General features: G+C 72.5%; 11 protein-coding genes. 4 read left to right on the plus strand and 7 right to left on the minus strand.

Annotated features, from left to right (window positions below):
• Positions 1-71: 71 nt before the first annotated feature.
• Positions 72-1088 carry a zinc-dependent alcohol dehydrogenase gene (locus tag CIK71_RS05985; RefSeq protein ID WP_096164285.1) on the plus strand — a complete coding sequence of 339 codons (1017 nt, stop codon included), beginning with the start codon at positions 72-74 and terminating at the stop codon, positions 1086-1088.
• A 31-nt stretch (positions 1089-1119) separates the two neighbouring features.
• Here the strand turns inward: CIK71_RS05985 and CIK71_RS05990 are convergent, their stop codons facing one another.
• Both CIK71_RS05990 and CIK71_RS05995 read right to left on the minus strand, forming a co-directional pair.
• Positions 1120-1587: an NUDIX domain-containing protein gene (locus tag CIK71_RS05990; protein ID WP_096164286.1), complete on the minus strand. Its 468-nt coding sequence runs from the start codon at positions 1585-1587 to the stop codon at positions 1120-1122.
• Entirely contained in the window at positions 1584-2219 is a 636-nt protein-coding gene (locus CIK71_RS05995) for a PTS sugar transporter subunit IIA (RefSeq protein ID WP_096164287.1), read from the minus strand. Before CIK71_RS05995 ends, CIK71_RS05990 begins: the two co-directional genes overlap by 4 nt.
• 284 nt (positions 2220-2503) lie before the next feature.
• Between CIK71_RS05995 and CIK71_RS06000 the strand changes: the two genes are divergently transcribed.
• On the plus strand, positions 2504-3460 hold the full coding sequence (locus tag CIK71_RS06000) for a sugar-binding transcriptional regulator (RefSeq protein WP_096164288.1): 957 nt from the start codon (positions 2504-2506) through the stop codon (positions 3458-3460).
• Positions 3461-3754: 294 nt separating this feature from the next.
• On the opposite strand, the gene CIK71_RS06005 is transcribed toward CIK71_RS06000, so the two are convergent.
• Positions 3755-4651: an aminotransferase class IV gene (locus CIK71_RS06005; protein ID WP_096164289.1), complete on the minus strand. Its 897-nt coding sequence runs from the start codon at positions 4649-4651 to the stop codon at positions 3755-3757.
• 263 nt (positions 4652-4914) lie between these two features.
• Here CIK71_RS06005 and CIK71_RS06010 point away from each other — a divergent pair, with 263 nt between their 5' ends.
• Positions 4915-5907, plus strand: coding sequence for a DMT family transporter (locus CIK71_RS06010; protein WP_241964261.1), 993 nt, complete (start codon positions 4915-4917; stop codon positions 5905-5907).
• Positions 5908-5938: 31 nt separating this feature from the next.
• Here CIK71_RS06010 and CIK71_RS06015 read toward each other — a convergent pair whose 3' ends face one another.
• From CIK71_RS06015 to CIK71_RS06025, 3 genes are all read right to left on the minus strand, one after another.
• Positions 5939-6760, minus strand: coding sequence for a hypothetical protein (locus CIK71_RS06015; RefSeq protein WP_241964260.1), 822 nt, complete (start codon positions 6758-6760; stop codon positions 5939-5941).
• 341 nt (positions 6761-7101) lie between these two features.
• Positions 7102-8418 carry a GHMP family kinase ATP-binding protein gene (locus tag CIK71_RS06020; protein WP_217990145.1) on the minus strand — a complete coding sequence of 439 codons (1317 nt, stop codon included), beginning with the start codon at positions 8416-8418 and terminating at the stop codon, positions 7102-7104.
• Positions 8415-9248, minus strand: coding sequence for a nucleotidyltransferase family protein (locus tag CIK71_RS06025; protein WP_245857335.1), 834 nt, complete (start codon positions 9246-9248; stop codon positions 8415-8417). The genes CIK71_RS06020 and CIK71_RS06025 overlap by 4 nt, the downstream gene beginning before the upstream one ends.
• Before the next feature lie 150 nt (positions 9249-9398).
• On the opposite strand from CIK71_RS06025, the gene CIK71_RS06030 reads away from it, so the two are divergent.
• The gene (locus tag CIK71_RS06030) at positions 9399-9821 is read left to right on the plus strand and encodes a DUF2695 domain-containing protein (RefSeq protein ID WP_096164291.1); all 423 of its coding nucleotides are present in this window, start codon (positions 9399-9401) and stop codon (positions 9819-9821) included.
• On the opposite strand, the gene CIK71_RS06035 is transcribed toward CIK71_RS06030, so the two are convergent.
• The gene (locus tag CIK71_RS06035; protein ID WP_096164292.1) at positions 9809-10954 is read right to left on the minus strand and encodes a cysteine desulfurase family protein; all 1146 of its coding nucleotides are present in this window, start codon (positions 10952-10954) and stop codon (positions 9809-9811) included. The two genes, CIK71_RS06030 and CIK71_RS06035, sit on opposite strands and share 13 nt — an antisense overlap.
• Positions 10955-10968 lie beyond the last annotated feature (14 nt).

Genomic DNA, 10968 nt, shown 5'->3' on the forward strand with positions numbered 1-10968 from the left:
TGCTACGTCACACCGGACCCTCGCTGACCGACGAGTCCGCAGGTGGGACCCACCTCGACAGGAGACCTCCGATGCGCGCCCTCATGATCACCGCCCCTGGCGAGGCCGCCGTCCACGACGTCGACCCGCCGGTGGCCGCTCCCGGCGAGGTGGTCGTGGACGTGGAGCGCGCGGGCATCTGCGGCACCGACGCCGAGTTCTACTCCGGGCATATGGCCTACCTGCGCTCCGGGCACGCCCGCTTCCCGATGCGCATCGGGCACGAGTGGATGGGCACGGTCGCGACCGCCGGCCAGGGGGTGGATCCGGCATGGATCGGCCGACGGGTCATGGGCGACACCATGCTGGGCTGCAGCACCTGCCGGCGCTGCCGGCGCGGGGCTCAGCACGTGTGCGAGGACCGCCAGGAGGTGGGCATCCGGGGGCATCGCCACGGCGCCCTCGCAGAGCAGGTCACCGTGCCCGCGTCGTCGCTGCATCACCTTCCCGACACCCTCGACCCGGCGCTCGGGGCACTGGTCGAGCCCGGCGGGAACGCCCTGCGCGCCGTGCAGGGCGCACGCCTCTCCCCCGGTGACCGCGTGCTGATCATGGGCCCCGGCACGATCGGACTGCTGTGCGCGCTGTTCGCCCGGGCGGCCGGCGCCGAGGTGCATGTGCTGGGCCTGCCGGGCCCGGGGCTGGACTTCGCGCGCACCCTCGGGCTGGAGAACCTCTGGACCCAGGAGACCCTCCCGGACCTGCCCCTGGACGCGATCATCGATGCCGCGACCTCCTCCGAGCTGCCGGGCTGGGCGCTGTCCCGGGTGGAGCCGGGCGGGCGACTGGTGCTGATCGGTCTCGCCGGGGAGCCCAGCCGGATCGATGCCCGCGACCTCGTGCTCGGGGACGTCACCGCCGTCGGCGTGCTGAGCGCCTCCCCCGCCCTGGAGGAGACCATCGCGCTCTACGCCGCGGGCACCGTGGATCCGCGCCCGCTGATCGCGGCGACCATCGGGCTCGACCAGGTGGCAGACGTCCTGGCGGACACGCGTCCGCCCGGGGCCGGTCCGGGCCCGAAGATCCACATCGATCCGCGTCGACACTGACCCGCAGCGCTCGGTGCTCAGAGCCCAGCTCTCAGAGGCCGCAGACTCCCAGCGACATCGGTCGGCTGGAGGGATCCGCTTCGAGCCACCGGGCAAGCTCCACGGGATGCACGGTGTAGTCGCCGAGCGAATTCAGCGGCAGCCAGGCCGTGCCCGCCTGCCCCGGGTCGGGCTCGGTGCCCTCGCCGGGTTCCTCCCCCTCGCCCAGACCGCACCAGTAGGCGACGTTGACCTGGTGGAACGGCGGGATCGGCGTGCCGTCGACCATGCGTCTGTCGGTCATGATCTCGAACAGGCACGCCACCTGATGCACCTCGACCCGCGCCCCGATCTCCTCGCGGCATTCGCGGATCATCGCCGCGACCTGGTCCTCGCTGTGCTCCTGGCCGCCACCGGGCAGCGCGAACACGTGGGTGCCGTCCGGATCGATGTAGCGGTTCATGAGCACCTGTCCGTCGCGGACGATCAGTGCCTTCACTCCCAGTCGCGGAGTCCTCACGCGCTCTCCCCTTCGGTGCCGTCCGTCTCGGTGCCGTCCATCTCGGTGCCGTTCGACTCAGTGCCGTTCGACTCGGTGCCGTTCGACTCAGTGCCGTTCGTCGTCGGCCCGGGGTCGACGGTACCGCCGGCGAGGCGGGAGGATGCACGCTCGGCCAGCTCGTCGTCGTCGGCCGCAGCCAGCAGATCCTCGACCGCCGACCGATCGCGCAGCAGCCCCATCAGACGCTGGAGCGCCGTGAGGTGCGCTCGGGCGTCGGTGAGCAGCGGCATCACCACCAGACGCACGTCGACCGTCCCGCCGGAGCCGCCCATCTCGCCGAAGGGCACGGGGCGGGCAAGGCTCGCGATCGCGAGGCCCGGGGTGAGCACGTGCTCGGGGTCGGCATGCGGGATCGCGGTGGGGATCGGGGTGGGCAGACCGGTCGGGTACTGCTGCTCGCGGATCCGCAGCGCTTCGGGGAAGTCCAGGTCCACGGCGCCGGCGTCGAGCAGCCGCCCGGACAGCGAGCGCAGCACGTCCTCCGCGTCGGAGACGTCCAGGTGGGCCACCACGACGGAGAGGTCCCAGGGCACCGGCGCCCGCGCGCCGTCGTCGGCTGCGGCATCGTGCGGTGGCGGAACTGAACTCATGGGGCCTCCCTCATCGGTGGACCGATTCTGTCATCTGCACCGCGGTGCACTGCGTACGCTGGACATATTCGCCCCGGGCGCGTCCCCGCATCCCTGCGTCGCCGCGCCTCCCGGAGCGGTGTCCCGCAGCGCCCCACCAAGATCCTCTTCCCAGGATCCAGCGCCTCACACCCCGCCCTTCCACCGAGCGCCTCGTATCCCGCCCGCAGGCCCAGCGCCGCGCGCCGAGCCCGCACACCAAGCACCTCGCACCTCGCACCGAACCCATCAGACCAGGAGTGCCCATGCCCGCACCTCGCGACACCTCCGTGATCGTGCGGGCCGCCCGGCTCTACTACGAGCAGGGCCGCTCGCAGACGGAGGTCGCCTCCGAGCTGGGGCTCTCACGCTCGAACGTCTCCCGGATCCTCACCCAGGCGCGGGACCGCGGGATCGTCGAGATCGCGATCCATGACCCCGACGGGCCGCCGCGCCGCGACGAGGCCCTCGAGGCAGCACTGCGGGCAGCGTTCTCCCTGCGCGAGGCCCACGTCGTCTCCGCCCCGCGCACCTCGGCCATGGAGTCCGTCGCCCGCGAGGGCGCCGGCGTGATCAGCGCACGGGCCACGCAGGTGGCCAGCATCGGCGTCTCGTGGGGGCAGACGATGCAGAGCGTGGTCGCCGAGCTCGAGACCCAGCATCTGCGGCCGACGCCGCGCGTCCTCCCCCTGGTGGGTGGGCACAGCTCCCTGGACCAGTTCGACTCCGGCGAGTCCGTGGTGCGTGTGCTCGCCTCCCGGCTCGGTGCCCGGCCCGAGACGCTCTACGCCCCCGCGGTGCTCGAATCGGCAACGACCGTGAGCAGCCTGCGCGCCGAGTCCAGCATCGGCTCGGTGCTCGAGGCCGCCGCGCGAGTGGAGCTCGCCGTGGTCGGCATCGGCTCGATGGGCGTGCACTCCTCGCCGCACGTGCTCAGCCTGATGGCGCTCAGCGACGCCGAGCGTGCGGCCTTCGAGGCGCAGCATCCGGCCGGTGACGTGTGCGGACGTTTCATCGATGCGCACGGGATCCCGCTCGGGGCGCCGACGGATCAGCGCGTCCTGGCGGTGACCTTCTCCGAGCTGCTGCGCATCCCCGAGGTGCTGGGCATCGCGGCGGGGGTCGAGCGGGCCCCCGGTGTGCTCGGGGTGCTGCGCAGCGGCGTCATCGACACGCTCGTCGTCGACACGGACCTGGCCCGCGAGCTCCTCGCCCGCACCTGACGTGCGTCGGCCCGCACCACGCACCCCGAACCGCTCCCCTTCCGGCCGCACGCACCACGCACCCCGTTTGTCCTCACGCGCAACGGGTGCCCTCCGCAAATGTGAGCTGGGGACCTATGTGGGCTGCTCGCATAGGTCCCCAGCTCACATTTGCGGCCGCCGCCGGGGCAAGGCCAGGCGAACCGGGCGAACGAGGCCAGCCGGGCAAGGTCAGGCGAATGGGGCGGGGCCAGGCAAGCGGGGCGAACAAGGCCGCCGAGCCGTGGCCAGGCGAGCGAGGACGGCGGAGCGGGGTCAGGCCCTGCCGGTGAGGAGGTCCTCGAAGCGGGCGGTGAGCCCGAGGTCCACGGGCAGCTCGGTGTCATCGAGGTGCGTGATCGGAGCGGCGAGGCGGGTCGAGGAGAGCAGCCAGGCACCGTCGGAGGTCGCAACGTCCTGCAGGCTCATCAGCTCCTCACCGGCCTCGTAGCCCTCGTCCTGCAGGGCGGCGAGCAGAGTGTTCACGCAGGTTCCCGGCAGCACACCCGCGCTCACCGGGGTGGTGAGGAAGGCGTCGCCGCGGCGCACCAGCAGGGTCGACGTCGGCCCTTCGAGCACGTATCCGTCGGTCGCGACGAACAGCGCGTCCTGTGCGCCCCGGCGCTTCGCCTCGCGGACGGCCGCCATGTTCACGGCATAGCTGAGCGTCTTCGCGCCCTGCAGCAGCCAGGGGCTCTCGTCGAAGACGGTCGTGGAGAGTCCACGGTCCAGAGAGGCCACCCGGATCCCGGTGCGATAGGGGGCCCAGTCGGCGGAGACGTGGGCGTCGATCCAGCAGGTCGGGGTGTCCTCGCCCTCGATGCCGCGGGAGTACATGACGCGGATCGTCAGCTCAGGGACGTCGGCATGCGCCTCGATCGCCGCGTAGACCGCGGCCGCGATGACCTCCTGGTCCGGGGCGGGCAGCTCGAGCAGAGAAGCGCTGCGGGCGAGGCGCGCCAGGTGAGGGCCGACGTTGATCGGCGTGCCGTCGAAGGCTCCGATGGTCTCGAAGATGCCGTCGCCGCGCGTCACGACCAGATCCGTGATCGACAGCTGCGCGACGGCAGGATCGGCCAGCCGGAACGGAGCGCTGCCGTCGGCCGGAGCTCCCGCCGCTCCGGGGACGAGGACGAGAACCGGTGCGGGGGTGTCCGTGCTGGACGAGGTCATGGCGCTGCTCCTGGTCGTGACGTCTCAGGCTCGAGACGCTGGGACGTCCAGGGTAGACCCCGTCTCCAACGCCCTCGCTCCCCTGTGAGGCCGACCGGGCCCCTGCAGGTCCGCGCGAAGGACGCGCCAGGCCGCTCACCGAGCGTGCGGAGCCGCTCGAAGGACGCGCGAGACCGCCCACCGAGCGTGCTGGCCCGCTCGAAGGACGCGCGAGACCGCTCACCGAGCGTGCGGGGCCGCTCACAGGTCGTACAGTTCCCCTCGTGACAGGACCTGCCTCGCACGCCACTCCCCAACCACCTGCCGGCACCACCGCACCGTCCCGGGCGACCCACCGGCCCGCGCCCTGGTGGGCCGTGCCGGCAGCGATCGTGTGCGGCGTGATGGGCGCGATCCAGGCCCGCATCAACTCCGACCTGGCCGCCGAGCTGGACGACGGCTTCGCCGCGTCGGCGATCTCCTTCGGCACCGGGCTCGTGATCCTGCTGCTGCTCCTGGTGATCATGCCGACGGTGCGCCATCTCGCCGCCCGGTTCTGGCGGGAACTGCGCAGTCGCGAGTTCCCCTGGTATCTCGCGATCGGGGGCGTGGGCGGCGCCGTCTACGTGCTCGGGCAGGCCTTCTCCGTCTCCCTGCTCGGGGTGGCGCTGTTCATCGTGTGCGTGGTCGCCGGGCAGACGGTCACCGGGCTCGTCGTGGACCGGGTGGGGCTCGGCCCCGGCGGGGTCCGTCACCTGACCCCGTTGCGGGTGCTCGGGGCAGCCCTGATGGTGGTCTCGGTGGTTCTCGCGATGTCCCGGGGATTCAGCACCCAGGCGCCCTGGTACCTGCTCGCGCTCCCGATGGTCGCGGGGGTGGCGATGGGTCTGCAGCAGGCGACCAATGGTCGGGTCACCCAGCACAGCGGGCATTTCCTGGTCGCGACGCTCGGCAACTTCGTGGTGGGCACTGCCGTGCTGGCCCTGGCGGCGTCGATGCACATGCTGGCGGCCGGAGCGCCCCAGGCACTGCCCCCGAACCCCCTGCTCTACCTCGGCGGGCCGATCGGCATCGTGTTCATCGCGATGGCCGCGTACCTCGCCGGGCCGCTCGGCGTGCTGACCTTGGCGATGTCGACCATCGCCGGGCAGATCGTGGGATCCGTGGTGATCGATGCGATCGCCGCTCCCGGGCACCTCACTGTGACCACGGTCGCTGGAGCCGCGCTCACGCTGCTGGCCGCAGTCCTCGCCGCCTCCAGTCGACGCCGGGCCTGAGGGGCCGTCCCTCAGGGAGAGATCAACGAGGTCAGTCGGTGTGGAGCGTGACCAGGCGGCCGCGGTCACGCCAGGCGATGCGCAGGTCCAGCGGGTCCCCGGGCACGTCGGCGTCGATCAGGTCGACGCGGGCGCCCACCGGGGCTGCGCGCAGATCGGCGACCAGGAGAGCGCCGTCGGGCAGGGCGTCGATCCCGGAGGCGGAGGCGTCCTGCAGGGGGACGACGGCCGTGTCCTGCCCGGCAGCCCCCTCGTACTCGTCCTCGTCCTCCCCCGCGCCGACGATCGCGGCGAAGAGGTGCTGGTCCATGAGCTCCTGCGCGGCCTCGGCGCGGGCATCGCCCTTCGTGTCGGGCTCGTCCCCCCGCTGAGCCAGAGCCTGCAGCGAGGCCTCGAGCGCGTCGGCGAAGCGCTCGAGGTAGGAGAGCAGATCCGGGGCGGCGAGCTGGAGGGCGAGGTCCTCGCCGATGCCGTAGACCACACCGGGTGCACCGTCGTCATCGAGGGTGAGGACCACCGCGACCTCCGGGGTCTCGTACAGCGGGTAGAAGGTGGTGGCCTTCCCCAGCAGCGTGTACGGGCCCACATCGGTGCGGTCCTCGATCAGGAGCATCAGCACGGGGATCCCGCACAGCTCGATGCCGCCGAGCTCGTCGAGGATCTGCTCGAGAGCGGGCGGCGGATCCGCGGCCGTGTCCTCCTCCGCGAGGGCGGCCCCCGGGACGAGCGTGACGTCCTGCTCGTGGGTGCGGGCCAGCGAGGCGATCCGGTCGAGGATCGGGCGCGCCTCCCGCAGCGGGATCACAGGGGCTTCGGTGGGCCAGGGCAGGGAGGAGTTCATCGGTGTGCTCACGGTGTCATCGTGGCACAGCACCTCGCGCCCGGCCCCGGTCGGGGGCTGCACTCCGCGCACGGCGTACCGGATCCGCCGCGGATCACAGAGCCTCCCCCGATCCGACGTCCCCTGCGCCCCCGATCCGACGTCTCCTGCGCCCGCGATCCGACGTCCACTCTTGCCGCGGTCCGACGTCCCCTCTTGCCGCGGTCCGACGTCTCCTCCGGCCGACGGGCCCGGTCGACGCCGTCACGTCGATAGCCCCCGATCCGACGCCGTCACGTCGGCGGACCCCACTCTCACGTCGTCACGTCGACGGACCTCGATCCGAGGCCCGCAGGCGTCGGCCCGAACGCGTCTCAGCTGGCCAGACGACGCGCAGCGCCTCCGGGCCGGGTGATCGCGGTGGTGGCGTCCGCGCGGCCGGGGAACTCGGCGCGATAGGCGTCCAGCCAGCGGGCGGCGAACTGCTCGGCCCCGTCGGCCGGCACCAGAGCCCACGCGCTGCCGCCGAAGCCGGCTCCGAAGGCGCTCGCGGCATGGGCGCCCACGGTGCGGGCCAGGCGCGGCAGAGCGATCGTCTCGGGGACCTGGTTGCGCAGACCGTCCTCCGCGCCGGCCTGGGACTCGTCGACCAGGCGGCCGAACTCCTCCAGGTCTCCCTCCTCGAGGGCGAGGGCCGCGGCGGGGATGATCCGCTCGGACTCGGCGAGGAACTGCTCGAGGCGGCCGACGAGGTAGTCATCGTCGGCCGCGAGCTCCCGCAGTCGGCGCACGGCGCCGGGCCCCGAGGAGACGGCCTCGGCGAGGGAGGCGTCGTCTCGGCCGGTCGCCTCCTGCCAGCGGTGCAGGATCGAGGAGACCGCGAGAGAGACCCGGTTGTAGTCGTCGCGGGCGGCACCGGTCTTCGCGGCCTCGACACCGCTGACGGCGACCACGAAGGTCAGAGAGTCGTCGACGTCGATGGTGCGCTCGTGGCGCACCGGACAGAAGGAGTACTGGACGAGGGCCCCGGGCCGGCCGCACAGCATCGCGGTGTGGTCCTCGCTGCCGCCGAAGGTGCCCACGCCGCGATCCCCGGCGAGGCTGCCGAAGCTCTGCCCGTTCTCCGCGGTCCCGAGGTATTCGCCGAGCTGCTCGGTGGTGGTGATCTCGCGGGTGAAGACCGGATCCGCAGCGATCCCGGAGAGGTCGATGAGGGCGAGGGCGAGGCCGACGACGAGCGCCGAGGAGCTGGACATCCCGGCGGCGAGGGGCAGTGTCGAGGTCACGGTGACGTCCGCCCCGCGCAGCCGGCCGGGGAAGTTCTTCTCGAGCCGGTCGGCGACGGTGCGGACGTAGCCGCCCCAGTGCCCGTCGGCCTGATCGGCGGGGCGAGCCCCACCTGCATCGAGGTCGATGGTGACGGTGCCGTGGGCGACCTCGGAACGCACCTCCAGCACGCGGTCCTCGCGGGCGGTGGCGGTGACGGTGTGGCCGGTGTCGACCGCGGCGAGCAGGGAGCGCCCGCCGGCGTAGTCGGTGTGCTTGCCGAGCACCTCGATGCGCCCGGGCACGAACCAGCGCACGGTGTCCGAGGGGACGCCGTCGGAGGGCGTCCCCTCGGTGCGAGCATCGTCGGAGTGGGCGCCGTCGGGACGGTCACCGGCGAGCAGGGAAGCGAGGACGTCGCTCACAGGCGCACCTCGATCCCGGCGAGGGCGCCCTGGACGGCGGCGACATCGCCCCGCGAGGACATGTCCAGGACGCCCACGGCGGCAGGCACCACGGTGAAGGTCTCGCCCTCGGCGACCAGCAGGCGCACGGCGTCGATGATCTCGAGCTCACCGCGCACGGAGGGCTCGATGCGCGCGCAGGCGTCGAAGATCGCGGGGGTGAACAGCCAGGCGTTCATGGAGACCGGGGCGGAGTCCCCATAGGCGGCGAGCGTGGCGGCATCGGGTTTCTCGACGATGTCGCGCAGATGGCCGCCCCCGTCGGCCGCGACGAGAGCGAAGGCGCGGATGCGCTCGGCGGGGATGTTGGAGTCGGTCACGAGGGCCTCGCGGTCGAAGCCGACCAGGGCGCTGCCCGGGGCTGCGGCGAGGGCGGCGAGCGCCTCGCGCGGGTAGTAGTTGTCGGAGTTCAGCACGATGACGCGCTGGTCGCCGGCGAAGTCGCGGGCCGCAGCGACGGCATCGCCGGTGCCCAGCGGTTCGGCCTGCACGGCGGTGGTGACGGTGACGCGGTCCCCGCTGACGGCGGCGGCGTACTCGCGCAGCACGTCGTGCTCGGGGCCGATGACCAGGCAGATCTCGGTGATGCCGACGTCCGCCAGCACGGAGATCACGTAGTCGAGGAAGGGCCGGCCCACGTCGATGAGGGCCTTCACGCCGCTCGCGGCGACGGCGGCCTGCTTCTCGTCGAGCTGGGCGGCGTCATCGGCCTTGCGCATGCGCGTCCCGAGCCCGCGGGCGAGGATCACGGCGCGGCGGACGGCGGGGTTCGAAGGGGTCTGCTCAGTCACGCCGAGAGTCTACGGGGGACCTCGGCCGGGCTCGGAACGTTTCACCCGGATCACCGCCCTGCGGCCGGGCCTTTCCTCCCCAGCACGCCCCCCTCCACAGCCGGGCGCTTCCGCCCATGCACACCATGAGGGTGATGATCGACTGGATCCATGACATCAACCCCTCTCGACGAAGCCGAGGAGTACCTGCGGGACCTGGCGCGGCGGATGACCGATCCTGCCGACGGCGAGTGCCTCCACTGCTACGTCTTCCGCATGCTCACCTTCGGATGTGCCGGACTGCGATGGGCCCGGCGCTACCGCGAGGCGAGGGCTCCAGCCGCGACCGCCCTCGTGCGGAGGCTGCGATCCCGCGGCGCAGGCTGTGACTGCGAGATCTTCTGGAACGCCTTCACCCTGCGATCAGAGTTCATGGTCGTAAAGGCGTGGATGGATCCCGACCTCGGCCCGATGAAGGAAGACCCCGAGTATCCCGACCCGATGCCGGCGTGCCGCGGGGTGCGACGGGGCTCCACCCAGCCGTGCGCTCTGTGGCGTGCGCAATCTCGGTACGACCGGGGCTACGGCTGGTGACGACCCGTTTCAGGGGCGATGACCTGGCCGACCAGCGTGCCGACGGCTTCCAGCTGCTCGGCGGTGATACCGGCGGGCAGGGTGAAGCGCACAGCGGTCTGCGCCACCTCGCGAGGGATGCCCAGGGCGGTGAGAACGTGGCTGGGCTCGTCGCTGCCTGCCGCGCACGCCGAACCGCTCGAGGCGATCACGCCGCGCTCAGCGAGGTCCAGCAGGATCGATTCCCCGCTGCGCCCGGGCACGCAGAACGAGGCGTGCCCGGGAAGTCGGCCCGGGCCCGGTGCCGCGCCGGTCAGCAGCACGCCGTCCCGCGCGGCGAGGACCTGCTCGATGAAGGCGTCCCGTCGCGGCGCCAGGCGTGCCGCCTTCTCCTCCCGCTCGGCCTCGGAAAGCTCCAGGGCGACGGCGAGCGCGACCGCGAAGGCCACGTTCTCGGTGCCGGAGCGCCGAGCGTTCTCCTGGCCTCCGCCGTGGACCAGCGGTTCCACGGGCAGCCGCCCTCGGATCATCGCGGCGCCGATCCCCTTGGGGGCGCCGATCTTGTGCCCGGACAGGGTCAGCGCGTCGACGCCGAGTCCGCGCAGGTCGATCCAGCCGGCGGCCTGGACGGCGTCGGTGTGCACGAGCGCGCCCGAGGCGTGGGCGATCTCGGCCAGGGCACGGATGTCGTGGACGGTGCCGATCTCGTTGTTGGCCAGGCCCAAGCTGACCAGAGTGGTGTCCTCACGCAGCGAGGCGCCGAGGGCCTCCGGGGTCACGGTCCCGTCGGGCAGCACCTCGACGAAGGACACCTCGAAGCCGTGCACCCGCTGGAGGAACTCGACGCTGTGCAGGACGGCGTCGTGCTCGAGCGGCGAGGTGACCAGGTGCTTCCCGCGAGGAGAGGCGAGGGCGAGGCCCTTGATCGCGAGGTTCGCGGCCTCGGTACCCCCGGCGGTGAACACGATGTCGCTGCGGCGCGCACCGAGCACGGCGGCGACCCGCCCGCGGGCATCGTGCAGGCCTGCCGCAGCCGCCTCGCCGACCTGATGATGGCTGGACGGGTTCCCGAAGGTGCCGGTCAGGTAGGGCCACGCGGCGTCGAGGGCCTCGCGGCGCACCGGGGTGGTGGCCGCGTTGTCGAGATAGAGCATGTCCAGTCCTCCGG

Source organism: Brachybacterium alimentarium, assembly GCF_002332425.1.
Lineage (GTDB): Bacteria > Actinomycetota > Actinomycetes > Actinomycetales > Dermabacteraceae > Brachybacterium > Brachybacterium alimentarium.

What these genes read in the sequence shown, in the direction of transcription:
- CIK71_RS05985 (WP_096164285.1), top strand. Translation starts at nt 72, where the DNA reads ATGCGCGCCCTCATGATCACCGCCCCTGGCGAGGCCGCCGTCCACGAC.
- CIK71_RS05995 (WP_096164287.1), bottom strand. Translation starts at nt 2,219, where the DNA reads ATGAGTTCAGTTCCGCCACCGCACGATGCCGCAGCCGACGACGGCGCG.
- CIK71_RS06000 (WP_096164288.1), top strand. Translation starts at nt 2,504, where the DNA reads ATGCCCGCACCTCGCGACACCTCCGTGATCGTGCGGGCCGCCCGGCTC.
- CIK71_RS06005 (WP_096164289.1), bottom strand. Translation starts at nt 4,651, where the DNA reads ATGACCTCGTCCAGCACGGACACCCCCGCACCGGTTCTCGTCCTCGTC.
- CIK71_RS06030 (WP_096164291.1), top strand. Translation starts at nt 9,399, where the DNA reads ATGACATCAACCCCTCTCGACGAAGCCGAGGAGTACCTGCGGGACCTG.
- CIK71_RS06035 (WP_096164292.1), bottom strand. Translation starts at nt 10,954, where the DNA reads ATGCTCTATCTCGACAACGCGGCCACCACCCCGGTGCGCCGCGAGGCC.